The organism is Sphingomonas sp. Leaf198 (genome assembly GCF_001424005.1).
In the GTDB taxonomy this organism is placed as follows: Bacteria; Pseudomonadota; Alphaproteobacteria; order Sphingomonadales; family Sphingomonadaceae; genus Sphingomonas.
Genome location: NZ_LMPX01000003.1, coordinates 62,970 through 86,944 on the forward strand (window position 1 = coordinate 62,970; position 23,975 = coordinate 86,944).

Here is a 23,975-nt window from a genome sequence, read left to right on the forward strand (position 1 = left end):
GGGCGACTTGGGAACTAAGCCGCCGCTGCATCGTCCGATTGCAGGAACGAGACGAACAGGTCGGTCGACGACCGCAAATTTCGCGCGCTCGCTGCGAGGTCGCTGGCACTGCCCCGCACCGACGCCGACAATAACGAGGCCGATCCCGCCGCCGCCGCCACGCCGTTGATCCGGGTGCCGATCTCGTCAGCCGCGTCGACCGCGCGCGCTGTACCCGCATCGACCTCCTGCGCCGTGAAGCGCTGCTCGCCAACCGCAGTCGCGATCCCCGATGCCGCCACCGAGACCTGGCCGATCGCGGTGTTGACGCTGCGCAGTTTCTCACCCGTATCCGCGACGCCTTCGCGGATCCCGGCGAGCAGCGTGCTGATCCGGTCGCTTGCCCGCTTGGTATCCGCCGACAGCACTTTCACTTCACCCGCGACGACCGCGAATCCGCGCCCGGCGTCGCCCGCCCGTGCCGCCTCGATCGTCGCGTTCAGCGCCAGCAAATTGGTCTTGCTTGCCAGTTCGCGGATATCGTCGAGAAAGACCTCGATCTGGACCGCGTGATCCTCCAGCATCGCCACCGTCTGCACGCTGCGCTGCGCCTCCAGGCTTGCCACCACGGTCAATTCCGATTGCTGATCGGCCGCGATCGCGATCGTCCGGATCGATTCGGACAGGTCGCGGATCGACGACGCGACATGCGCTATGTCGCGCGCCGCCCGGCCTGCGCCCGATGCCGCCTCGACCGCATCTTGGGTCGCGCCGCCGGTAACGTCCTCGAGCCGCACAGCCGCATGCTCTAGTCGTTCGGTCGCCTGACCGATGCTCTTCACCACCGACGTCACCGAGTGATCGAACTCGTTCGCTAGCGCCACCAGCTCGCCGCGCCGCTCGCTCGCGATCCGCGTCGCCTGGTCCTCGCGCTGCTGGCGTTCTCGCGCCGCCACCGCCTCCGCCGCACGCGCCTGATGCATCGCCTCTTCGGTCCGCCGCTGACCGTCCTCCGCCAACTCGGTCAACTCGCGCGACCGCCGCAACGCCGCGCTCTGTGACCGGAACAGCCGCTCGAGCTGGATCGTCAGCACCGTCAACGCGCCGAATTGCAGCCCGACCGCAACGACATGAAAGATCACCCGGCCGAGATTACCCGTGCCGGTGAACACGAATTCCGGGGCCCACCATTCGAGCGCAAGATGATGCACGGCGGTCAGCACCGTCGCCAGCGCGATCGGCCGCCAGTCCGCCAACATTACCAGTGCCGCCATCCCGACGAAGAAATACATGTGTGCATCCATCTGCCACGGATGCCCCTTGAGCAGGAAAACGAGCATTGCCGGGATCACCGCGGCGAGCGACCCCATCAACGTCCGGGCCTCGACATCGTAGCGCCCGCGGAGCGCCATCGCGGTTGGCCCCGCCGTGATGATGGCGCCGATGACCAACAGCGGGACGCTCGCGCCCGCGCCCAATACGGCGTTGCCTATCAGTAGCCCCCCCAGCGAAATCCAGCCGATCGCCGCCCAGGCTTGGACGGCGCGACGCCGCAGCCGGTCGAGCGGGTTGAGGCCGGCATCATCCTCGATTTTTGCGGCGGCCCCCAGTTTCGCCCCGAAATTCAGCTGGGAGAAGGCCGGCTTCAGCACTGCGGCGATTCGATTCATGCTGGCTTCCTAGCACCGACATCGGCCCCGCAGCCTGCGGGCGGAGCGGCCATGATGACGATATTCCACGCGACCTGGGGGGCGATGCGGGCACGATCGCCAACGACGACCAGCGATCCCGGAATCGGCCCGGCCCCGAGCAACACCGCACCGCCCGCCAGCGCACCCTGCACCGCCGCTCCGCCATCTTGATCGAGCGGCACCAACAGCATCGAACCCGATGCTGGCGGCCACATCGTCAACGCGACAAGCCCAACTGTCGCAGTAGCGATCTGCGCAGGGATCAACATCCGACTTAGCTGGAATTTCATACGCTTACCTATGCACCGCCTGGTTAATGCAAAGTAAGTTCGCCGCGCATGATCGCCCCCGATTTGGCTTCGACAAAGACCCGAATCGGCCAATTTGACTTCGGCAAAGGCTCAAACCGGTGGCCCGTGCCGGCGGTTTCGCGGACGCTGTCCTGCATCGCCGCAGCCTGCCATCCTCAAAGGATATGCTGCCGATCTCGCACCCTCTCGCTCGCGACCCTCTGGAAAACCCGCGCCAGCGTCTGCACTTTCTGCACTTCACTCTGAACCCTCTGCGGGTTGACGGCACTGCCCCTTCGTCCCCACCCTCGTACGCGTACACGTAAGGACCCCGGTTTCCCCATGCAGCTTGTCATCGTCGAATCGCCTGCCAAGGCCAAAACCATCGAGAAGTATCTGGGCAGCGATTACCGCGTCCTGGCCAGCTACGGCCATGTCCGCGACCTGCCGCCCAAGGACGGCTCGGTCGATCCCGACGACGCCTTCGCGATGACGTGGGAGAATTATGCGGACAAGTCGAAGCAGCTGAAGGCGATCACCGATCTCGCCAAGCTTGCCGACCGCCTGATCCTCGCGACCGATCCAGATCGCGAGGGCGAGGCGATCTCGTGGCATGTTCGTGAGGTCCTGCGGGCGCGGAAAGCGCTGCCCAAGGAGGTCGAGCGCGTCACGTTCAACGCGATCACCAAGGCGACCGTCACCGAGGCGATGAAGAACCCGCGCGAGTTGGACGACGATCTGATCGACGCCTACCGCGCCCGCCGTGCGCTCGACTACCTGGTCGGCTTCACGCTGTCCCCCGTACTGTGGCGCAAGCTGCCCGGCGCGAAGTCCGCCGGCCGCGTCCAGTCGGTGTCGCTGCGCCTGATTGTCCAGCGCGAGCGCGAGATCGACGTGTTCAAGCCGCAGGAATACTGGTCGGTGACGGCCGAGATGGAGCATGACGGCACCGCGTTCACGTCGCGGCTGACGCAGTTCGAGGGCAACAAGCTTGACCGCCTCTCGATCGGCAACGAAGGCGATGCCCTGCGCGCCAAGCAGGCGGTGCTCGACGGCAATTTCTCGGTTCAGTCGGTCGAGACCAAGCCCGCCAGTCGCAACCCGCCGCCGCCATTCACGACGTCGACGTTGCAGCAGGAAGCCTCGCGCAAACTCGGTTTCTCGGCGGATCACACGATGCGGATCGCGCAGGGTCTCTACGAGGACGGCGCGATCACCTACATGCGTACCGACGGCGTGCAGATGGATTCGAGCGCGATCAGCGCCGCGCGCCTCGCCGTCGCGAACCGCTTCGACGCGAGCTATGTCCCCGACAAGCCGCGGCAATATCAGTCGAAGGCGAAGAACGCGCAGGAAGCGCACGAGGCGATCCGCCCGACCGACTTCGGCAAGGACAAGGCCGGCGGCGGCGATCACGCGCGCCTCTACGACCTGATCTTCAAGCGCGCGCTCGCCAGCCAGATGGCGTCCGCCCGCATGGAGCGCACGACGGTCGAGATGGCCGACGGCACCGGCCGCAACATCCTGCGCGCCACCGGCCAGGTCGTGCTCTTCCCCGGCTACCTCGCGCTGTACGAGGAAGGGTCTGATGACTCGGCCGACGAGGACGCCCGCCGCCTGCCGCGGATGCGCGAAGGCGATGCGCCCGCCAAGAAGAAGGTCGACGCCGAGCAGCACTTCACCCAGCCGCCGCCACGCTTCTCCGAAGCCTCGCTGGTCAAGCGGATGGAAGAACTCGGCATCGGCCGCCCGTCCACCTATGCGTCGATCATCAAGACGCTGAAGGACCGCGCCTACGTCCGGATCGAGAAGAACCGCTTCTTCGCCGAGGAAAGCGGGCGCCTGGTGACGGCGTTCCTAGAGCGCTTCTTCGAGAAGTACGTCGGCTACGACTACACCGCCGAGCTGGAGGAAGAACTCGACGACGTCTCGGGCGGCCGCGCACAGTGGCAGTCGGTGCTCGATGCGTTCTGGCGCGATTTCAAGCCGCGCACCAACGAGGTGATGGAGCAGCAGCCCTCCGCGATCACCGCCGAGCTCGACACCTTCCTCGCGCCATACCTGTTCCCGGCAAAGGCGGACGGCGGCGATCCGCGTCTCTGCCCGAACTGCGGCGAGGGCCAGCTGGCGCTGCGCGGCGGCAAGTTCGGCGCGTTCATCGCCTGCTCGAACTACCCCGAGTGCAAATACACGCGTCGGTTCGCGCAACCCGGTGGCGACGCCGAGGCAGATGCCGGCCCGTCGACGCTCGGCACGCACCCGGACACCGGCCAGCCGATCGAGCGCAAGTCAGGACGCTTCGGCCCGTATCTGCAGATCGGCGAAGGCGAAGATCGCAAGATGGCGTCGATCCCGAAGGACATCGGCGAGCTCAATCTGGAATGGGCGGTCAAGCTGCTGTCGCTCCCCCGGACGGTCGGCAACCATCCCGAGACCGGCGAACCGATCATCTCGACGATTGGCAAGTTTGGCCCGTATCTGAAGCACGCGGGCAAATACGCGCGGCTCCAGACGACCGCGGACGTGTTCGAGACGGGCATGAACGCCGCGGTCGTAAAGCTCGCGGAAGCCGCAGCCGGCGGAGGACGCACCGCGCGCGGGGCTCAGGCCCCGCTAAAGATCCTCGGCAACCATCCGCGCACCGAGGCCGAGATCAAGCTAATGGAAGGCCGCTACGGCGCCTACGTCACCGACGGCACGACCAACGCGACCCTGCCCAAGTCGATCGAGAAGGACCAGCTGACGCTCGAGGAAGCCGCGTCGCTGATCGACGCACGCGCCGCCGCGGCGCCGGCAACGAAGAAGAAGAAAGCGCCCGCCAAGAAGCCGGCGGCAAAGAAGGCACCGGCCAAGGATGCCGCTGAGGCGAAGGCTCCAGCGAAGAAAGCGCCGGCTAAAAAGGCCCCCGCCAAGAAAGCCGCACCGAAGAAGAAAGCGGAAGCCTAATCCTCCCCTGCAAGGGGAGGGGGACCATCCAAAGGATGGTGGAGGGGCGCTTCCCCAAAAGCACCGCTGCGTAAGGTAAGCCTCACGAACGCTACGTTCGCGGTAATCCCCCTCCACCCTTCGCCAAGCGGCGAACGGTCCCCCTCCCCGTTCCGGGGAGGATCAAGCAGCCCGGCGTTGCGTCAACTGCATCCAATCCCGCGCGGCGCGCTGCGCCACCGAGATCTCCCGCGCGGTCATGTCCTCGGCGATCTCAGCCCGGCATTCCTGCGCGGCGATGTTCCCCGACACCGCCGCCAGGTTGAACCACTTGTGCGCCTCGATCAGGTCGAGGACGACACCCGAAGTCCCCGTCGAATACACCATCCCCAGTTCGTAACACGCCCGGTCGTCGCCGCGCGCGGCATCCGCCAGACGGCGTTCGATTCCGATATTCGCGTTCTTGAAACTGCTGCCCATGGTCTTGCCCCCAATGTTCGTGAGGACAGAGTGCCGTGATTCGGGCTACGAAATGGTTAATGGGTTAACGCCCGTTTTTTACAACGCGTCTGGCGCCTCGATCACGATGTTATCGATCAACCGCGTCGCGCCCATCCGTGCCGCCGCCAGCAACCGCCGCGGACGCTCCGCCGCAGGGTTCTCGGACAGCGTCTCGGCATCCGCCAGCGCGACGTAATCAATGGTGAACCCCGCCCCGACCAACGTCGTCCGCGCATCGTCGAGCACCGACTCGACGTCCTCGCCCTTCGCGATCGCCCGCGCGGCCACACCCAGAGCCCGCGGCAAGGCCACCGCCTGCTTGCGCTGCTCGTCGTCGAGGTAGATGTTGCGCGACGACATCGCCAAACCGTCGTCGTCGCGCTGCGTCGGCACCCCGACGATATCGATCGCGAAATCGAGATCGGCGACGAACCGCCGGACGACCGCCAGCTGCTGGTAATCCTTCTCGCCGAAATACGCGGCGTCGGGGCCGACCTGGTTGAACAGCTTCGACACGACCGTCGCGACACCGTCGAAGTGGCCGGGCCGCGAGGCGCCGTCGAACCCATCGCTGACACCCGAGACGCGCACCGACGTCGCGAAGCCATCGGGATACATCGTCTCGACCGACGGCAGCCAGAGCAGGTCGCACCCGGCTTCGTTGAGCATCCGGATATCGGCCATCTCGCGCCGCGGATAGCGCGACAGATCCTCGCTCGGGCCGAACTGCGTCGGGTTGACGAAGATCGACGCGACGACCTTGGTCCCCGGCCGCTTCGCCGCCTCGATCAGCGCGACATGGCCGGCGTGGAGCGCGCCCATCGTCGGGACGAGCGCGACGCGCTGCCCCGCCGCACGGAAGGCGGCGACGCTGTCGCGCAACGCATTAAGGTCCCGGACGGTGTCCACGTGAAACTCCTACTCGATAAGTGCGGTCGCGGCTTCTATGAAGGGTGACAGTCTCGATCAATAAGGAAACGCGCGTTGGCCATGGGCCCTGACTCACCCCTAGCTTCGCCGCACGTGATCGTGTTCGCCAACGAGAAGGGCGGCACCGGCAAGTCGACGACCGCGGTCCACGTCGCGATCGCGCTTGCTGCCAAGGGTGCACGCGTCGCGTGTCTTGATCTGGATCACCGCCAACGCACCGTCGGCCGCTATCTCGACAACCGCGCCGAGACGATGAGGCGCAACGGCTCGGTGCTGCCGATGCCGCGCCATGCGACGCTGTCCGACCAGAGCGAGGACCAGTTCGAGGACCTCTGGCACTCGCTGTGCGAGGGCTCGGACTTCCTCGTCGTCGACACCCCCGGCCGCGACGATCCGTTCGCGCGCACAGCAGCCGCACTGGCGAACACGCTGGTCACGCCGATGAACGACAGCTTCGTCGACTTCGACCTGATCGGCCAGGTCGATCCCGAGACCTACCAGGTGACGCGCCCGAGCTTCTATTCCGAACTGATTTGGGACGCGCGGAAACAGCGCGCGCGCGCTGACGGCACGACGATCGACTGGGTCGTACTGCGCAACCGCCTTCAGCATATCGAGGCGCGCAACATGCGCCGCGTGTCGGACGCGCTTGCGCAACTGGCGAAGCGCGTCGGCTTCCGGATCATCCCGGGGCTCGGCGAGCGCGTGATCTACCGCGAGATGTTCCCCGCCGGGCTGACGATGATCGATGCGAAGGCGTTCGGTAGCATGGGCCTCGCGCATGTCGCGGCACGCCAGGAATTGCGCGAGATGATGGCCGCGTTGCAATTGCCCGAAGTTGTCGAGCAAGCGCCGGACGTCGCTGCGTGAAGTGGATCGTCGCCGCGCTGTTTATTTGGGCGGCGTGGCATTATCTCCGCCCCAAGCCGAAGCAGCGCGTCGTAACGGATGAAGCGGAGGCCCGCTCGATCCTCGGCATAGACAGCAGCGCGAACGCCGACGCGATCCGCAGCGCCCACCGCCGCCTGATCGCCTCGGTCCACCCCGACCGCGGCGGCTCGACCGACCTGACCCGTCGAGTGAACGCCGCGCGCGACCTCCTCCTGAAGCGCGCGCGCTAACCTCAAACCGCCGTTCGTCCTGAGCGAAGTCGAAGGACAAACTCTGCACGAACGGAAAGACAGGCCAATGACCCACCAGTTCGACCCGACCTCGCTCCGCGAATACGACATCCGCGGGATCGTCGGCAAAGCGCTCGGCCCCGCCGACGCCGTGGCGATCGGCCGAGGCTTCGCCACCCGCATACGCGCGGCGGGCGGCACCCGCGTCGCGGTCGGCTATGACGGCCGCAACTCCTCGCCCGAACTGGAAGCCGCGCTCGTCTCCGGCCTCGTCGCAGGCGGCGTCGACGTCGTCCGCATCGGCCTCAGCTCCACGCCGATGCTCTATTACGCCGAAGCGACGCTAGAAGTGGACGGCGGCATCCAGGTAACCGGCAGCCACAATCCCCCCGAATATAACGGCTTCAAGATGGTGCACGCCCACGCGCCATTTTTCGGCGACGACATCCAGGACCTCGCCGCGCTCGCCGCATCGGGCACCTGGAGCGAAGGCGCGGGCGAGGTTACGACCGCGGACGTCCTCGACGCCTATATCGGGCGGCTGATGGCGGGCTATGCGGGCGGCGCGTTCCGGATCGGCTGGGACACGGGTAACGGCGCGGCCGGCCCGGTGATCGAGAAGCTCGTGCAATTGCTGCCGGGTGAGCATCATGTGATCTTCGCCGAAGTCGACGGCAATTTTCCCAACCATCATCCCGATCCTACCGAAGAGGCGAACCTCGCCGATCTGAAACGCCTGGTCGCGGAGAAGAAGCTCGATTTCGGAGTGGCCTTCGACGGCGACGGTGATCGGATCGGTGCGGTCGACGGGTTGGGACGCGTGATCTGGGGGGATCAGATTCTCTCCATATTGGTCGAACCTGCGCTGCGCGAGCACCCCGGTGCGCCGATCGTCGCCGACGCGAAGTCCTCGCAGGCGTTGTTCGACCGAATCACGGCGTTGGGCGGCGAGCCGGTGATGGCCGCCACAGGCCACAGCCTGATGAAGACCGCGATGACGCGCACCGGCGCGCCGATCGGCGGGGAGTTGAGCGGGCACCTGTTCTTCGCCGGCGAATATTACGGCTTCGACGACGCGCACTATGCTGCGGTGCGGCTGATCCGTGCGGTGCATCTGTCGGGGCGGTCGCTGACCGAGTTGCGCGACGCGATGCCCGCGCTGGTCGCGACGCCGGACCTGCGGTTTCCAGTCGAGGACGCGCGCAAGTTCGTGGTGGTGGACGAGGTGATCGCTCGGTTGAAATCCGAAGGGGCGGAGATGGACCTCACGGATGGTGCGAGGGTGACGACCGCCAACGGGTGGTGGCTGCTGCGAGCCTCGAACACGCAGGCAATGCTGACGGTACGTGCCGAGGCAAAGGACCAGGCGGCGCTTGATGCGCTACTGGCGGAGGTCGACGCACAACTCGCGGTCAGCGGTGTTGTGAGATCGGTACCGTAACACGGCCGCCACCCCGGCGAAGGCCGGGGCCCAAGTGGAAAGGTGGAAGTAACTGCGCGCTGTCTTCCGTTAGCAACCTCCCCCAACTGGGCCCCGGCCTCCGCCGGGGTGGTGCTGGTGGAGAGGGCGCTCGCAGAATTAGACGAAGTACATGCTGCGAGTAGTGAAGTGCCCCCCGTCATTCCCGCGGACGCGTGAACCCAGACTGGCTGGCCTCCCAATGTATCACGACCGTTCGGAGACTATGGATCCCCGCCTCCGCGGGGATGACGATGAGGTGGCAATGACGGCGTTGTGTTGGCGACAGCCACACATGATTGACTCACCACCGCCCTCGCCTACCGTCCCGCCACCACCCCAAGGAGTCCCCCAGTGGAGCGCCCAGTCGACGAATTCCGCTCCAGCACGCGGCGCTGGCTGCTCGGCAGCCTTGCCGGTTGGGGCAGCCTCCTCACCTGTCTCGCCGGCGTGGGCTTCGTCCTCATCGGCATCCGCTGGCTCAAGAACCGCAGCGCCAGCTACGAGATCACCGACCAGCGCCTGATCATCAAGCGCGGCATCCTGTTCAAGACGATCGACGAGATCGAGCTCTACCGGATCAAGGACGTCCGGCTCGGCTATTCGCTGCTCAACCAGATGACCGACATCGGCACGATCATCCTCACCTCGAGCGACCGCACGACGGCAGGCGGCGAGTTCACCCTCCGCGACATCCCGATGGCACGCGACCGTCGCGAAGGCTTGCGCAAACTGGTCGACCGCGCCCGCCAGCGCCGCGGCGTCCGCGAACTCGACGTGGATGACTCATACGCGCTGGATTAAGCGCGCTTTTGTCCCCACATGGCGGGCATGGCGCCCCCCTATCCCAAGCCCGCATATTCCAAGCCTAGGCCGCAACCCCAGATGATCCGGGTCGTCGACCTCGAGACCACCGGCTCGGCCCCGCCCGCCCACGGCGTCTGCGAGATCGGCTGGCAGGACGTCGCGCTCGGCGAGGACGGCCGCTGGGAGATCTACGGCGAAGGCGGCAGCCTGCTCGTCAATCCAGGCCGGCTGATCCCGCCCGTGACTCAGGCGATCCACCACATCCTCGACGAGCATGTCGCCGACGCGCCGTATTGGCATGATTGCGCCCGCCAGGTGCTCGACCCGTGGCCACGCCGGCTCGCGCTCGCCGCTCATCGCGCCGATTTCGAGCAGAAATTCTGCACCCCCGCGCTCACCCGCGACGCCGAGTGGATCTGCACGTGGAAATGCGCGCTCCGCCTCTGGCCCGACTCGCCGAGCTTCTCCAATCAGGTGCTGCGCTACTGGCGCAAGCCGCACGGCATGGAGCACGAACGCGGCCTCCCCGCGCACCGCGCGTTCCCCGACGCCTACGTCACCGCGTTCCACCTGCGGGACATGCTCAACGAGGCGAGTTTCGCCCAGCTCGTCGAATGGTCGCGCGACCCCGGCCTGATCCCGCGCGTCCGCTACGGCCCCGATCGTGGCAAGGAATGGTCCGAGCTCGATCACGAGACGCTGATGGCGTTCATGACCGACCGCGATCCCGATATCCGCTTCACCGCCAACCACGAGATGGACCGGCGCAGCGGCGGCGGTCGCGTCGGCAAGGCGAGTGCGCAGGACCTGCTGCTCTAGATCAATATGGTCGTCTCTGCGGACGCGTCAGTATCGCTGGCGTAACGACCTCCGCCCGCCTACACCCCACCCCCTATGGTCCGCGTACGCTTGAAATTACCGTCGTCGGAGGGGCGGGTCGCACGCTGGCTGGTCGCGTTCATGACGCTCGGCTTCATCGCGCTGGCCGCCGCGGCGATCGCGATCGGCTGGATCACCGTCCGCAACCACACCTATACCGCCGAGATCCTCCACACGCAGGACGTCCGCCAGGCCGTCGCCACGCTCCAGATCCAGATGGAGCAGTCCGAGACCGCGCGGCGCGGCTATATCCTCGCCGGCAAGCCGCTGTTCGCCACCGCCTACGCACGAACCGCAGGCAACCTCGTGCCGTCGATCCGCAAGCTGCGCCACCTGACCCGCGACAACCCCAACCAGATCGCGCGCCTCGCCCTGATCCAGCCGCGCTTCGTCCAGTTGCGCGCGCTCCGGACGCAATCGATGACCCTGGTCGCCTCGGGTCGGATCGCCGAAGCGCAGCGCCGGTTCGCGGTCGATGCCAGCGTGCCGTTGATGCGCGGCATCCGCTACCGCCTCCAGGCGATGGCCGCCGACGAAGTCCGCCTGCTCGCGATCCGCACCGAACGCCAGCAAAGCACCAGTGCACTGTTCCTCTCGGTCGCCGGGCTCGCCGCGGCGTTGCTGCTGATCGTCGCGATCCTCGCGGTCCTGCTGATCCGCCGCTACACCGCCGACCTCGCCGCCTCGCGCGACAGCCTGCGCACCCTCAACGAGACGCTTGAGGAGCAGGTCGTGGAACGCACCGCCGACCTCAGCCGCGCGAACGAGGAGATCCAGCGCTTCGCCTATATCGTCAGCCACGATCTGCGTTCGCCCTTGGTCAACGTGATGGGCTTCACCGCCGAACTCGCGACCGCCGCCGGGCCGCTCGCCGAGCTGGTCGATCGCGCCGAGGCCGAAGCGCCGCACATCCTGACGGAAGACGCGCGGTTGGCGGCGCGCGAGGACCTGCCCGAGGCGATCGGCTTCATCCGCACCTCGACGCAGAAAATGGACCGGCTCATCAACGCCATCCTCAAGCTGGCGCGCGAAGGCCGCCGGACGATCGCGCTCGAGCATATCGACCCTGCGCAACTGGTCGACACGATCGTCGGCGCGATGCAGCACATCGTCGACGATCGCGGTGCGGTGGTGCGCGTCGAGCGGCCGATGCCGGCCATCGTCACCGATCGCCTCGCGCTCGAACAGATCCTGTCGAACCTGATCGAGAACGCGACCAAATACCTGAAACCGGGCCGCCCCGGCGAAATCACGGTCAAGGGCCATACCGAACGCGGCCGCGTGATCCTGTCGGTGGTCGACAACGGCCGCGGCATCGATCCGCGCGATCACCAGCGCGTGTTCGACCTGTTCCGCCGCTCGGGCGCGCAGGACCAGCCGGGCGAAGGCATCGGACTCGCGCATGTCCGCGCACTTGCCTATCGTCTGGGCGGTACGATCGACGTGCAGTCGACGCTCGGCGACGGCGCGACCTTCCGGCTCAACCTGCCGACCCACATGACTATCCAGGACGCAGCATGAACGATCACAAGACCGTCGGCATCGTGATGATCGAGGATGACGAGGGTCATGCCCGCCTCATCGAGAAGAACATTCGCCGCGCCGGGATCCTGAACGATATCCGCCACTTCACCGACGGCACTACCGCGCTCGACTTCCTGTTCAACGCCGCCGATGGCCCCGCGAAAAGCGGCCCGGCGATGATCCTGCTCGACTTGAACCTGCCCGACATGAGCGGCACCGACATCCTCGCCCGGATCAAGGCCGAGGGCAGCCCGCTCAAGCGCACGCCGGTCGTCGTGCTCACCACCACCGACGACAAGGTCGAGATCGAGCGCTGCTACGATCTTGGCTGCAACGTCTACATCACCAAGCCCGTCAACTATGAGAGCTTCGCGCAGGCGATCCGCCAGCTCGGGCTGTTCCTGTCGGTGATCCAGGTCCCCGAAGCCGAGTGAGCGAAACGCGCGTCCTCTACATCGACGACGACGCCGGCATCCGGCGGCTGGCGGCGCGTGCCCTGGAGCGCCGCGGCTACCGGATGACGGTCGCCGAGACGGGGGCCGAGGGTGTCGTGAAGGCCGCCGCAGAACGCTTCGACCTGATCGCGGTCGACCATTACATGCCCGGCATGGACGGTCTCGAGACCCTCGAAGCGCTCCGCCGCCTGCCCGATCCGCCCCCCGTGGTGTACGTCACCGGCTCCGAGGAAGGCCGCATCGCGGTCGCCGCACTGAAGGCGGGTGCCGCCGATTACGTCGTGAAGACGGTCGGCGACGATTTCTTCGACCTGCTCGCCGCCTCGTTCGAACAGGTCCGCGCGCGTGCCCTGCTCGAACAGGAAAAGGCGTCCGCCGAAGCCGACCTCCGGGCCAGCAACGCGCGGCTAGAGGCGCTGCTGGGCGAGGTGAACCACCGCGTCGCCAACTCGCTGCAACTCGTCTCGGCGATGGTCCGACTCCAGGCGACCGCGCTGACCGACCCTTCCGCGCGTGAGGCGCTGGAGGATACGCAGCGCCGCATCCAGGCGATCGCGCAGGTCCACCGCCGGCTCTACACCAGCAACGACGTCGAGAGCGTCGACATGCAGGAATATCTCCGCGCGCTGGTCGACGAACTTGCCGAGACCTGGTCGACCGAAGCGCTCCCCCGCGCCTTGAGCCTCGCCGCCGAACCGATCCGCCTGCCCACCGACCGCGCGGTGTCGCTCGGCGTGATCGTCACCGAACTCGTCACCAACGCGTGCAAATACGCCTACCCCAACAGCGGCGGCGAAATCCGCGTGGCGCTCCGCCGGATCGACGACGACGTCTTCCTGCTCGCGGTCGAGGACGATGGCTGCGGCATCCCCGAGGACGCGACGCCGCGCGGCACCGGGCTCGGCACGAAGCTGATCCGCGCGATGGCGCAGAGCCTGCAGTCGATCGTCGAATACGACCCCACCCACACCGGCGTCCGCGCCACCCTCCGCGCGGCGGTGCGGTAGCGGGTACCAAGCCTCAGAACTCCCCTACCCCGTTCGTGCTGAGCGAAGTCGAAGCACCCTCGCTTGGGACATGCCCTTCGACTGCGCTCAGGGCGAACGGACGATAGCGCAAACCTGTTAGTTCGCCGGCTCCGACAACGGCGCGAACCGTGCCACCTGACGTCCGACCAGGCACAATTGCTCGATCACCGCGGGATCGTTCGCGCCGCCCTCGTCATCGAACTTCGTCACCTGCGTATTGATCGCCGCCGCGAACGGCGTCGGCCAGCCGCGCAGCGCGTGGACGATCGAGCGCAGCGCCGCGATCGTGCTGCCGGTCGCCTGCCAGCCATACGCCGTGGCGATCAGCCCGACCGGCATGTCCGCCAGATACGGGCGTTCGTCGCGCGCGGTCTCCTCGAGCAGGTCGAGCGCGTTCTTCACCACGCCGGAGATGCTGCCGTGATAGCCCGGGCTGGCGATGATCACCGCCGATGCACCGCGCACGGCCTCGACGAACGCGCGTTCGTCCGCGGTCCGCGTCGTCGCCTTCGGATCGTAGAGCGGCAGCCGCGCCATGTCGGCGCCGCCGAACATCTGCGTGCGATAGCCCTGCTTCTCGACCGCATCGAGCGCGATCCGGAGTGCACGCTCGGTCGACGAGACGCCGCCGATCGTGCCGCCGATGCCAACGACCACCGGCAGAATGGCGGGGAGAGTGTCGGAAGCGGCCACGGTTTCATCCTGTTCGAACGTCATCGACACGCTCTTCCCCGTTTCGCCGCGCGATGACAACAGGGCTTCGGTCGGTTCTCGTCACGCGAACACCACGGACGCTGTCGCTAAGCCCCGGTACACGTTAGGCATGCGCATAGGCTTGCCCGAGCTGTCATAGAACGATAACACACTAAAAGTCCGCCGCTTGGCCGACCTGGAACGATCCGATGCGCCCCGATCCCTTCGACCCCGACCGTTCCAGTTCGCGCGGCGACCGCGAGCCCTATGCCTATGAGCGCGAGCGACTGATCACCGAACGCGAACGCCTGCGCCAGAAATACGAAGCCGAGCGCGATAGTGACGAGTCCGGGTCATATGACGACCGCGATGCGGCGCCCTACGCCACCGCCCGCGTGCCGCGGCGCAAGCGTCCGATCGGTCGCTGGGTCCTGCGCGGAGCGGGGATCGGCATCGTCCTGCTGGTGATCGCGGTCATCTGGCTTGCGATCACCGCGCCGCTGTCGAAGTCGCTCCAGCCGCCAACACCGCCCTCGATCACACTGACCGCGGACGACGGCACGCCGATCGCGCGGCGCGGCGCGATCATCGGCAAGTCGGTCGACGCCTCGAAGCTCCCGCCGCACGTGACGCAGGCGTTCCTCGCGATCGAGGACCGGCGCTTCTATTCGCACTGGGGCGTCGACCCGCGCGGCATCGCGCGTGCGGCATGGGCGAACATGGGCTCGGGCGGCGTACGCCAGGGCGGCTCGACGATCACGCAACAGCTGGCCAAGAACGCGTTCCTCGACTCGGACCGCACCGCGACGCGGAAAATCCGCGAGGCGATGATCGCGTTCTGGCTCGAGGCATGGCTGTCGAAGAACGAGATCCTCTCGCGCTATCTCTCGAACGTCTATTTCGGCGACAACACCTACGGGATCAGCGCGGCTGCCAAGCATTATTTCGGCCGCACCCCCGACAAGTTGAACGTGGGCCAGGCGGCGATGCTCGCCGGGCTAGTCAAGGCACCGTCGCGCCTCGCGCCCACCTCCAACCTCGAAGGCGCGCGCAAGCGGGAAGCCGTCGTGGTCGGCGCGATGGTCGACGCGGGCTTCCTCACCAAGGCGGAGGGCGACGCGGTCCAGCCGCAGCGCGTGCTCGGCAGCCGCCCGTCGCAGCTCCCCAACGGCACCTATTTCGCCGACTGGATCCTCCCCGAAGCGCGCGACCAAGCCGGCGAGATCAAGACCGAGGCGACCGTCCAGACCACGCTCGATCCGCGGTTACAACGCGCGGCGGAGCGCACTGTCGCGCGCGCAGGATTGCGTCAGGCACAGGTCGCGCTGGTAGCGATGCGCCCCGATGGCCGCGTCGTCGCGATGATCGGCGGCAAGAACTACGCGAAAAGCCCGTTCAACCGCGCGACGCAGGCCCGCCGCCAGCCCGGCTCGACCTTCAAGCTGTTCGTCTACCTCGCCGCGATGCGCCAGGGCCTCACCCCCGATTCGACGATCGAGGACCGCCCGGTGACGATCGGCGACTGGACCCCGAAGAACAGCGACGGCCGCTATCAGGGGACGATCACGCTGCGCCAGGCGTTCGCGCGCTCGTCCAACGTCGCCGCGGCACGGCTGACGCAACAGGTTGGCGTCAAAGCGGTGATCAAGGCCGCGCGCGACCTCGGCATCTCGACGCCGATCCCGAGCGAGGCGACGATCGGGCTCGGCACCTCGACGGTATCGCTGCTCGAACTCACCGCCGCCTATGCCGCGATCGCGCGCGAGCAATATCCGGTCCAGCCGCGCGGCCTTGCCGACGTCCGCGAGAAGGGCTGGTACCAGTCACTGACCGGCGGCGCGACCGAAATGCCGAACAAGATCCACGACGAGATGCTCGATCTTTTGGCGGCCTCGATCCGCACCGGCACCGGGCGCGGCGCAAACCTGACGGTCGACGCGTTCGGCAAGACCGGCACGACCTCGGACAACAAGGATGCACTGTTCGTCGGCTTCGCGCGCGATCTGGTGGTCGGCGTGTGGGTCGGCAACGACGACAATTCGTCGAATCCCGGCCTGTCGGGCGGCGGCATCCCGGCACGGATCTGGCGCGACTTCATGCAGAGCGCGCTGGGCATCGCCCCGATCGCCGCGCCTCCTCCCGCGGTCGAGGAAGTCGATCCCGACGCGTTGCCGGCAGACGAGCAAGACAATTCGATCCTGCCGCTAGGCGGGCAGATCGAGGGGATGGGCTTCAACCTGAAGATGGGCGAGGACGGCACCATCTCGGTCGGCCCCTCCCGCCGCGACCGCCAGGAAGGCCCGCCCCCACGCGACGATCGCCGACCTCCGGAGGAAGAGCCGGGGTTCGACGAAGGGCAGTAGTTTGCTGATCGACGCCATCCGTCACTCAGCACCACCCCAGCGATTAGGCACCACCCCGGCTATCAGGCACCACCCCGGCGGAGGCCGGGGCCCAATTGGAAAGGTTGCAGTAACGACGCGCAGGCCTTCGTTACCTACCGCCCCCACTTGGGCCCCGGCCTTCGCCGGGGTGGAAGAGTAGGAACGGGGATTCGCAACTCAGCGAGACGCCCCCGTTGACGCCACCACCGCATCGCAGCATGTCTCCCCCATGCGCTTCTTCTCCGACAACGCCGCCAGGATCCACCCGCAGGTCATGGCCGCGATCGCCGCCGCCGACACGCTCGACACCGCCTATGCCGGCGACGCGTGGAGCCAGCAGCTCGACGGCCGCTTGTCCGCGCTGTTCGAAACCGACGTCGCAGTGCTCTGGGTCCCCACCGGCACCGCCGCCAACTGCCTCGCGCTCGCCGCACTCTGCCCGCCGCACGGCGGGATCGTCTGCCACCGCGACGCGCACATCCAGAACGACGAGGGCGGCGCGCCCGAATTCTACACGCATGGCGCCAAGCTGTTCCTCGCCGACGGCGACGGCGCAAAGCTGATCCCCGACACCATCCGCACCGTCCTCGACGCGATCCCCGACGACGTCCACCGCGTCCAGCCGCACGCGATCTCGATCACCAACGCCACCGAATATGGCCGCGTCTACCAACCTCATGAGGTCGCGGAGATCGGCGCGCTGGCGAAGGAGCGCGGGCTCGGCTTCCACATGGACGGCGCGCGCTTCGCCAACGCGATGGCACGCGTCGGCTGCTCGCCCGCCGAGATGACGTGGCGCGCCGGTGTCGACGCGCTGAGCTTCGGCTTCGTCAAGAACGGCGCGATGAGCGCGGAGGCGCTGGTCTTCTTCAAGCCCGACCTCGCCGCCGTCACGCAATACCGCCGCAAACGCGCCGGGCTGTTGTTGTCGAAGGGGCGATATCTCTCCGCACAGATCCTCGCGATGCTCGACGACGACCTCTGGCTCGCCAACGCCAACGCCGCCAACGACGGCGCGACGAAGCTAGCCGCCGCCGCCGGTGACCGCCTCGTCCATCCGGTCGAAGCGAACGAAGTCTTCCTCCGCGCCACGCCGGAAGAAGCCGCAGCCCTGCGCGCGAAGGGCTTCGACTTCTACGACTGGGCCGCGGGCGAGATCCGCCTCGTCACCGCTTGGGACAGCCCGGCAGACGCGGTCGGCCTGCTCGCTGACGCCCTCCGCGAGCTGTGACCGGCCCCACCGACCCACCCCAGTCGACCCGCGCCGCGGTGCTGATCCCGTTCGGCATCGTCACGCTGATCTGGGGCTCGACCTGGCTGATCATCCGCGACCAGATATCGGTGGTGCCGCCGAGCTGGTCGATCAGCTACCGCTTCCTCGTCGCCGGCATCGCGATGGCGATCTACGCCAGCATCAAGCGCGAGAGCTTCAAGTTCGACGCGCGCGGCTATGCGTTCGCAGCCGTGATCGGCATCGCGCTGTTCACGTTCAACTTCAACTTCGTCTACCGCGCCGAGCATTACGTGACCTCCGGGCTCGTCGCGGTGGTGTTCGCGCTCCTACTCGTCCCCAACGCGATCTTTGGCCGCATCTTCCTCAAGCAACGGCTCGGACGGCAGCTGATGGTCGGCTGCGCCGTGGCGATGGCGGGGGTCGCGTTGCTGTTCGTCAACGAAGCGCGGGTCGATCCGCACGGGCCGCGCTCGGCGACGATCGGCATCGTCCTGACGCTGTGCGGCGTGATGGCCGCGTCCGTCGCCAACGTCATCCAGGGCAGCGCGTTCGCCAAACGCTATCCGATGGCCCCAACGCTGGCGATGGCGATGCTGATCGGCGCGTGCCTCGACGCCGCGTTCGCGTGGATCACCACCGGGCCGCCGGTGTTCGAGCCGCGCTTCGGCTACGTCGCCGGCATCCTCTATCTCGGCGTGTTCGCGTCGGCGCTCGCCTTCCCGCTGTATTTCAACGTCATCCGCGCGATCGGCCCCGCCAAGGCGGCCTATTCGGGCGTCATCGTGCCGGTGATCGCGATGCTGCTATCGACGATCTTCGAACATTATCACTGGTCGACCTTGGCCGTCGCCGGCGCAATATTGTCCGGCATCGGCCTGGTCATCGCACTCAGCGCACGCAGGCCGGCACGGTAGTCGGGCCAGACGGGCGTCCAGCCAAGCACGCGCTTGGCCTTCCCGTTAGCCACCCGCCGGTTCTCGTTATAAAACCCGCGCCCCATCGCCGAGAGTTCCTCGAGCGTCACGAACGGCGGCGCAGGCATCCCGAGCAGCATCGCCGCGAACGCCACCACGTCGTTCTGCGACGCGGGCACGTCGTCCGCGAGATTATACGCCCCCGCCGGTGCATCGAACCCGGCGATCACCCCCGAGACGATGTCGTCGACATGCGCGCGGCTGAACACCTGGCCGGGTTGCTCGATCCTGTGCGCCTTGCCCTGCCGCACCCGGTCGAGCGGCGAGCGACCGGGGCCATAGATCCCCGGCAACCGAAACGTCCGCGCACCGATGGCCAGCCAGTCCGCATCCGCCGCCGCCCGCGCGCTCCTGCGACCGCCACCGATCGGCGCCGTCTCGTCGACCCACGCACCCTGCGCATCGCCGTACACACCCGTCGACGACAGATACCCGATCCACGCCCGCGTCCGCAGCAACAGCGAACCGTAGCGCTCGAGCACGGGGTCCGCCTCATGCTCGGGCGGCACCGACGACAGGATATGCGTCGCCGCCGCGATCTCCGCCGTCACCGCATCCGTATCGTCGAACCGGAGCGTACCATCGCGCCCATCCCGCGTCGTGCCGACGACATGCCAGCCCTCGCCGGCCAGCCGCTCGGCCAGCCGCCCCGCAGTGTAGCCCAGCCCGAAGATAAGCAGTCGGCTCATTTCGTCGTCCCGGTCGTTGCCATCGGTCCCTTATACAGCGTCCCAAAGTAATCGCCCGCGTTCCACACCGGCCGCTGCGCGCCATCGGCGATCTCGCGCGCGATCCGGTAGTTCGCATCGACGAACCGCACGCCCTGATCCCACAGGATCGGCTGCGTCAGGTCGTCCGACGGCTTGTGGTAATTGTTCGCCATGAAATACGCGACCGCCGCCTTGCCCGGCCCCTTCTGACCCGGCCACAGGAACACCGACGGGATCCCCTTCTGGACGAAGCGGAAGTGATCCGAGCGGACGAAGATGCCCTCCTCTGGCATCGGATCGGGCGAGAGGCCGACGCCGATCGCCGCGACCGCCTTTTGCACGATCGGGCCGATCGTCGAGCGCTCGGCGCCGAACACCACCATGTCCTCGAACTTGTACGTCAGGATCGGCATGTCGAGGTTCACGTCCGCCACGATCGAGGTCAGCGGCACGGTCGGGTGGTTGGTGAAGTAATCGCTGCCGACCAACCCCTTCTCCTCGCCCGTGACCGCCAGGAACATGATCGTCCGCTTCGGCGCCTGCCCGCTGGCCGTGAAGCGCTTGGCCTCCTCGATCAGGCTGGCGATGCCGATCGCGTTGTCGAGCGCGCCGTTGTTGAGCGCGTCGCCCTTCACTGGCTTGGTGATGCCGATGTGATCGAGATGCGCCGACAGCACGACGACCTCCTTGCCGACCACCGGATCGCTACCCGGGATCATCCCGACGACGTTGCTGCTCGCCGCGGGCACGAAGCTCGTCTTGGTCGCGACGGTCAGCGTACCGACCAGCGGCACCGCCTTGAACTTCGCATTGTCGCGGTCCGCCTGCTTCATGATCCGGCTCCACGGTGTCTTCGCACCCGCGAACAGCTTGGCCGCGCCCGCCATGCTGACCGTCCCGAGCGACGGCGCGCCGGGCGCTTCGACCTTGCCGGTGCCGTCGGGGTTCGCCCACGTCATCCGCGGCGTCGCATAGGAGTCGGCCAGCTTGGCGAACGTCCGCACCTCCGCCGAGCGCGGGCTCTCCAGCGTGATCACGCCGACCGCACCCTTGGCCTGCGCGATCGCCGCCTTGGTACCGCCCGACCCGAAGAACGCGCGCTCCTCGCCGCCGAACCGCGCGGGCGAGCCGCCGAAATAGGCGACGATCTTGCCGCGCACGTCGACGCCCTTGTAATCGTCCTGGCCATATTGCGGCGCGTCGATCCCGTAGCCGACGAACACCACCGGTGCTGAAACGCTGGTCTCGGCCTTCGCGCCGTTCGCCGCGGGGACGTAGTCTTCACCGAATACGAGCGGCTGCGCAGGCCCGCGACCGGTCCAGACGAAATCGCCCTTGCTCGCCGCCTTGTACGACACGAGCGGCACGGTCTGGAGATAGCCGCCCTGATCGCCACCCGGCCGCAGACCCGCGGCATAAAACTGCGCGGCGACATATTGCGCGGCGATATCGAACTCGGGGCTGCCGGCCTCGCGACCCTTCATCGCATCCGACGCGAGAAACAGCACATGCGCCTTCATCGACGCCTGATCCGCCGGCAGCGGTGCTGCGAGCTTCGCGTTCAACTCGGCAGTATTCGGCGCGGTCACCGGAACCGGCGCGGGGGCAGCTTGTGGCGCAGTCTGAGCAAGGGCAGAGGTAGAAAGCGCGAGCACCGCGAGCGCGCCGATAGGACGATACATCCGGAAATCCTTGCAAAGGGAACGTGTTGCAGCGGCGTAGCATCCACCGTCACCCGCGCAAGCTTTGGCTGGCGATAGGCGGCTACGGCCCTATATTCGCAAACATATGCTCGATATCCAGAACAGTCTCGCCCACCCGCTCGTCATTCGCCGCGAGGACTATACCCCGCCCGAGTGGCTGGTCCCCGAGACGAAACTGGATTTCGACCTCGATCCCTCCACCACCCGCGTAACGGCAACACTGTCGGTAACGCGCAACGGCGATCACGCCGCACCGCTCCGGCTCGACGGCGCGGGCCAGAAGCCGCTCTCGGTCACGGTCGACGGCGTCGCGATCAACGACTGGCGGATCGACGGCGAACAGCTCGTCATTCCCCTCACCGGCGCCGCGCATGTCGTCGAGACTCAGGTCGAGATCGCCCCGGATCGCAACACGCAGTTGATGGGGCTCTATGCCTCGGGCGGTAATCTCTGCACGCAGTGCGAGGCGGAAGGCTTCCGCCGCATTACCTACTTCCCCGACCGCCCCGACGTGCTCAGCGTCTATTCGGTCCGGATGACCGCCGACAGGAAGCACTTCCCCGTGCTGCTCGCGAACGGCGATCCGGTCGCGCAGGGCGATCTCGACGACGGCCGCCACTGGGCGGCCTGGCACGATCCGTTCCCCAAGCCGTCGTACCTGTTCGCGCTGGTCGCCGGCGACCTCGCCGTGAACCGCAGCAGCTTCACGACCATGTCGGGCCGCGAGGTGTCGCTCGGCATCTGGGTGCGCGAGGCCGACCTGCCCAAGACCGACCACGCACTCAAGGCACTCGAACTCGCGATGGCGTGGGACGAGACGACCTATGGCCGCGAGTATGATCTGGACGTGTTCAACATCGTCGCGGTCGACGATTTCAACTTCGGCGCGATGGAGAACAAGGGGCTCAACATCTTCAACTCGCGCTACATCCTCGCCGACCCGGATACCGCGACCGATTACGACTATGACGCGATCGCTGCGGTCGTCGCGCACGAATATTTCCACAACTGGTCGGGCAACCGGATCACCTGCCGCGACTGGTTCCAGCTGTCGTTGAAGGAAGGCTTCACGGTCTACCGCGACCAGGGCTTCTCCGCCGACCAGGGTTCGCGCGCCGTCAAGCGGATCGAGGATGTCCGGGGCCTGCGCGCGTCGCAATTCCCCGAGGATTCCGGCCCGCTCGCGCATCCCGTGCGGCCTGAATCCTACCAGGAGATCTCCAACTTCTACACCGCGACGATCTACAACAAGGGCGCCGAGCTGATCCGGATGATGGCCGCGATCCTCGGACCGAAGGGCTTCCGCGCCGGCACCGACCTGTATTTCGATCGCTACGACGGGACGGCGGCGACCTGCGAGGATTTTGTGACCTCGATGGAGGAAGGCGGCAAGGTCGACCTTACCCAGTTCCGCCTCTGGTATTCGCAGGCGGGCACGCCGCGTGTTTCGGCGAGCCTGTCGCACGACGGCGACCGCGCGACGCTACGCTTAGCGCAGCAGGTACCCGCGACGCCCGGCCAGCCGGTAAAGTCGCCGATGGTGCTGCCGTTGCGGGTGAAGTTGTTCGGTGCCGAATCGGGTGCGGCGTTGACCGACGAACGCCTCGTCTTGTTCGACGACACGCTCGACACGATCGAATTCGAAGGTCTGGCCGAACGCCCGGTGCTGTCGATCAACCGCGGCTTCTCTGCCCCCGTGGTGGTCGATAGCGACCGCACCGCCGCCGACCTCGCCTTCCTCAGCGCGCACGACGACGATCCGTTCGCGCGCTACGAGGCGATGCAGCAGTTGATGCTCGATACGCTGGTCGCCTCGACGGGCGGTCATGCGGATCACGAGGCCGTGATCGCCGCCGTCGCGAACACGCTCGCCAATACCGATCTCGATCTCGCGTTCGTCGCCGAGGCGGTGTTGCTGCCGTCGGAAAGCTTCATCGGCGACCAGATGGCCGTCGTCGATCCCGACGCGATCTTCCGTGCGCGCGAGGCGCTGCGTCGCGATCTCGGCACGCGGCTGGAGGCGCAATGGCGCCAGGCGTACGCGCGGAGCGAGGGCCAGTCCTACGCCTATACGCCGGAGGGCAAGGGTCTGCGTCGCCTGCGGTCGGTTGCACTCGGCTATATAGCGGCGAGCGGCGCGGATGATGCGGCCGACCTCGCCTTCGCGCAGTTCGATTCGGCGGACAACATGACCGACCGGATGGGCGCGCTGACGACGCTGGTCAGCAGCGGGTCCGAGATCCGCACCACTGCGCTCGACATCTTCTACAGCCAATATTGCGACAACCCGCTGGTGCTCGACAAGTGGTTCCAGGCGCAGGCGCAGTCGTCGCGCGACGATACCGGCGCAATCGTCGCGGGGCTCGCCGACCATGCCGACTTCACCCTCACCAACCCCAACCGCGCCCGCTCGCTGATCGGCGCATTCGGCGCGAACCAGCGGGCGTTCAACAATGCCGACGGCAGTGGCTACCGGTTTCTCGCGGACCAGCTGATCGCGCTGGACCGGTTGAACCCACAGACCGCGGCGAAACTCCTGCCGCCGCTCGGCCGCTGGCGCCGGTTCGACGCGGCGCGCGCGGGGTTGATGCGCGCGGAACTGGAACGGATCGTGCGGACGCCGGGGCTATCGAAGGATGTGTTCGAGCAGGCGTCGAAGAGTCTGGAGGGCTAACTCGCCAGGAACTG

20 protein-coding genes are annotated in these 23,975 nt (G+C 67.1%); 13 read left to right on the forward strand and 7 right to left on the reverse strand.

Annotated features, from left to right (window positions below; all coding sequences use genetic code 11):
- Nucleotides 1-14: 14 nt before the first annotated feature.
- Both ASG20_RS12835 and ASG20_RS12840 read right to left on the reverse strand, forming a co-directional pair.
- Nucleotides 15-1,649: a methyl-accepting chemotaxis protein gene (locus tag ASG20_RS12835; RefSeq protein WP_082470966.1), complete on the reverse strand. Its 1,635-nt coding sequence runs from the start codon at nt 1,647-1,649 to the stop codon at nt 15-17.
- Nucleotides 1,646-1,939: a hypothetical protein gene (locus ASG20_RS12840; RefSeq protein ID WP_056053333.1), complete on the reverse strand. Its 294-nt coding sequence runs from the start codon at nt 1,937-1,939 to the stop codon at nt 1,646-1,648. Before ASG20_RS12840 ends, ASG20_RS12835 begins: the two co-directional genes overlap by 4 nt.
- A gap of 363 nt (nt 1,940-2,302) precedes the next feature.
- On the opposite strand from ASG20_RS12840, the gene topA reads away from it, so the two are divergent.
- The gene (topA, locus tag ASG20_RS12845) at nt 2,303-4,906 is read left to right on the forward strand and encodes a type I DNA topoisomerase (RefSeq protein ID WP_056053336.1); all 2,604 of its coding nucleotides are present in this window, start codon (nt 2,303-2,305) and stop codon (nt 4,904-4,906) included.
- 162 nt (nt 4,907-5,068) lie between these two features.
- Here topA and ASG20_RS12850 read toward each other — a convergent pair whose 3' ends face one another.
- Both ASG20_RS12850 and panC read right to left on the reverse strand, forming a co-directional pair.
- Nucleotides 5,069-5,365, reverse strand: coding sequence for a sel1 repeat family protein (locus tag ASG20_RS12850; RefSeq protein WP_056053341.1), 297 nt, complete (start codon nt 5,363-5,365; stop codon nt 5,069-5,071).
- 78 nt (nt 5,366-5,443) lie between these two features.
- Entirely contained in the window at nt 5,444-6,295 is an 852-nt protein-coding gene (gene panC, locus ASG20_RS12855) for a pantoate--beta-alanine ligase (protein WP_056053344.1), read from the reverse strand.
- An 81-nt stretch (nt 6,296-6,376) separates the two neighbouring features.
- Here panC and ASG20_RS12860 point away from each other — a divergent pair, with 81 nt between their 5' ends.
- From ASG20_RS12860 to ASG20_RS12895, 8 genes are all read left to right on the forward strand, one after another.
- On the forward strand, nt 6,377-7,186 hold the full coding sequence (locus ASG20_RS12860; protein WP_056053346.1) for a division plane positioning ATPase MipZ: 810 nt from the start codon (nt 6,377-6,379) through the stop codon (nt 7,184-7,186).
- The gene (locus ASG20_RS12865) at nt 7,183-7,437 is read left to right on the forward strand and encodes a DnaJ domain-containing protein (RefSeq protein ID WP_056053349.1); all 255 of its coding nucleotides are present in this window, start codon (nt 7,183-7,185) and stop codon (nt 7,435-7,437) included. The genes ASG20_RS12860 and ASG20_RS12865 overlap by 4 nt, the downstream gene beginning before the upstream one ends.
- Before the next feature lie 67 nt (nt 7,438-7,504).
- The gene (gene pgmG / locus ASG20_RS12870) at nt 7,505-8,878 is read left to right on the forward strand and encodes a phosphoglucomutase/phosphomannomutase PgmG (RefSeq protein ID WP_056053352.1); all 1,374 of its coding nucleotides are present in this window, start codon (nt 7,505-7,507) and stop codon (nt 8,876-8,878) included.
- Between the two features lie 372 nt (nt 8,879-9,250).
- Entirely contained in the window at nt 9,251-9,700 is a 450-nt protein-coding gene (locus ASG20_RS12875; RefSeq protein ID WP_056053355.1) for a PH domain-containing protein, read from the forward strand.
- 81 nt (nt 9,701-9,781) lie between these two features.
- Nucleotides 9,782-10,522, forward strand: a complete 741-nt coding sequence (locus ASG20_RS12880; RefSeq protein ID WP_231420605.1) for an exonuclease domain-containing protein — start codon at nt 9,782-9,784, stop codon at nt 10,520-10,522.
- 90 nt (nt 10,523-10,612) lie between these two features.
- Nucleotides 10,613-12,103, forward strand: coding sequence for a sensor histidine kinase (locus ASG20_RS12885; RefSeq protein WP_330218676.1), 1,491 nt, complete (start codon nt 10,613-10,615; stop codon nt 12,101-12,103).
- Entirely contained in the window at nt 12,100-12,540 is a 441-nt protein-coding gene (locus ASG20_RS12890; RefSeq protein WP_056053360.1) for a response regulator, read from the forward strand. The genes ASG20_RS12885 and ASG20_RS12890 overlap by 4 nt, the downstream gene beginning before the upstream one ends.
- On the forward strand, nt 12,537-13,568 hold the full coding sequence (locus tag ASG20_RS12895) for a sensor histidine kinase (RefSeq protein WP_056053364.1): 1,032 nt from the start codon (nt 12,537-12,539) through the stop codon (nt 13,566-13,568). The genes ASG20_RS12890 and ASG20_RS12895 overlap by 4 nt, the downstream gene beginning before the upstream one ends.
- 117 nt (nt 13,569-13,685) lie before the next feature.
- Here ASG20_RS12895 and ASG20_RS12900 read toward each other — a convergent pair whose 3' ends face one another.
- Nucleotides 13,686-14,282 carry an NADPH-dependent FMN reductase gene (locus tag ASG20_RS12900; protein WP_231420604.1) on the reverse strand — a complete coding sequence of 199 codons (597 nt, stop codon included), beginning with the start codon at nt 14,280-14,282 and terminating at the stop codon, nt 13,686-13,688.
- A gap of 209 nt (nt 14,283-14,491) precedes the next feature.
- Between ASG20_RS12900 and ASG20_RS12905 the strand changes: the two genes are divergently transcribed.
- The 3 genes from ASG20_RS12905 to ASG20_RS12915 all read left to right on the forward strand — a co-directional run bounded on the left by ASG20_RS12905 (nt 14,492) and on the right by ASG20_RS12915 (nt 18,814).
- Entirely contained in the window at nt 14,492-16,645 is a 2,154-nt protein-coding gene (locus ASG20_RS12905; protein WP_056053368.1) for a transglycosylase domain-containing protein, read from the forward strand.
- Nucleotides 16,646-16,895: 250 nt separating this feature from the next.
- On the forward strand, nt 16,896-17,897 hold the full coding sequence (locus ASG20_RS12910; protein WP_056053371.1) for a threonine aldolase family protein: 1,002 nt from the start codon (nt 16,896-16,898) through the stop codon (nt 17,895-17,897).
- Entirely contained in the window at nt 17,894-18,814 is a 921-nt protein-coding gene (locus tag ASG20_RS12915; protein ID WP_056053374.1) for a DMT family transporter, read from the forward strand. The genes ASG20_RS12910 and ASG20_RS12915 overlap by 4 nt, the downstream gene beginning before the upstream one ends.
- Here ASG20_RS12915 and ASG20_RS12920 read toward each other — a convergent pair.
- Both ASG20_RS12920 and ASG20_RS12925 read right to left on the reverse strand, forming a co-directional pair.
- Nucleotides 18,727-19,563, reverse strand: a complete 837-nt coding sequence (locus ASG20_RS12920; RefSeq protein ID WP_056053376.1) for a hypothetical protein — start codon at nt 19,561-19,563, stop codon at nt 18,727-18,729. The two genes, ASG20_RS12915 and ASG20_RS12920, sit on opposite strands and share 88 nt — an antisense overlap.
- The gene (locus ASG20_RS12925) at nt 19,560-21,266 is read right to left on the reverse strand and encodes a M28 family metallopeptidase (RefSeq protein ID WP_056053379.1); all 1,707 of its coding nucleotides are present in this window, start codon (nt 21,264-21,266) and stop codon (nt 19,560-19,562) included. The genes ASG20_RS12920 and ASG20_RS12925 overlap by 4 nt, the downstream gene beginning before the upstream one ends.
- A 106-nt stretch (nt 21,267-21,372) precedes the next feature.
- On the opposite strand from ASG20_RS12925, the gene pepN reads away from it, so the two are divergent.
- The gene (gene pepN / locus ASG20_RS12930) at nt 21,373-23,961 is read left to right on the forward strand and encodes an aminopeptidase N (protein WP_056053382.1); all 2,589 of its coding nucleotides are present in this window, start codon (nt 21,373-21,375) and stop codon (nt 23,959-23,961) included.
- Nucleotides 23,962-23,975: the final 14 nt, after the last annotated feature.

Excerpts from the sequence above, each read along its gene's own strand:
- pgmG (WP_056053352.1), top strand. The coding sequence starts at position 7,505 with ATGACCCACCAGTTCGACCCGACCTCGCTCCGCGAATACGACATCCGC.
- ASG20_RS12860 (WP_056053346.1), top strand. The coding sequence starts at position 6,377 with ATGGGCCCTGACTCACCCCTAGCTTCGCCGCACGTGATCGTGTTCGCC.
- ASG20_RS12840 (WP_056053333.1), bottom strand. The coding sequence starts at position 1,939 with ATGTTGATCCCTGCGCAGATCGCTACTGCGACAGTTGGGCTTGTCGCG.
- ASG20_RS12905 (WP_056053368.1), top strand. The coding sequence starts at position 14,492 with ATGCGCCCCGATCCCTTCGACCCCGACCGTTCCAGTTCGCGCGGCGAC.
- ASG20_RS12850 (WP_056053341.1), bottom strand. The coding sequence starts at position 5,365 with ATGGGCAGCAGTTTCAAGAACGCGAATATCGGAATCGAACGCCGTCTG.
- ASG20_RS12925 (WP_056053379.1), bottom strand. The coding sequence starts at position 21,266 with ATGTATCGTCCTATCGGCGCGCTCGCGGTGCTCGCGCTTTCTACCTCT.
- ASG20_RS12880 (WP_231420605.1), top strand. The coding sequence starts at position 9,782 with ATGATCCGGGTCGTCGACCTCGAGACCACCGGCTCGGCCCCGCCCGCC.
- pepN (WP_056053382.1), top strand. The coding sequence starts at position 21,373 with ATGCTCGATATCCAGAACAGTCTCGCCCACCCGCTCGTCATTCGCCGC.
- ASG20_RS12835 (WP_082470966.1), bottom strand. The coding sequence starts at position 1,649 with ATGAATCGAATCGCCGCAGTGCTGAAGCCGGCCTTCTCCCAGCTGAAT.
- ASG20_RS12920 (WP_056053376.1), bottom strand. The coding sequence starts at position 19,563 with ATGAGCCGACTGCTTATCTTCGGGCTGGGCTACACTGCGGGGCGGCTG.
- ASG20_RS12910 (WP_056053371.1), top strand. The coding sequence starts at position 16,896 with ATGCGCTTCTTCTCCGACAACGCCGCCAGGATCCACCCGCAGGTCATG.
- topA (WP_056053336.1), top strand. The coding sequence starts at position 2,303 with ATGCAGCTTGTCATCGTCGAATCGCCTGCCAAGGCCAAAACCATCGAG.
- ASG20_RS12890 (WP_056053360.1), top strand. The coding sequence starts at position 12,100 with ATGAACGATCACAAGACCGTCGGCATCGTGATGATCGAGGATGACGAG.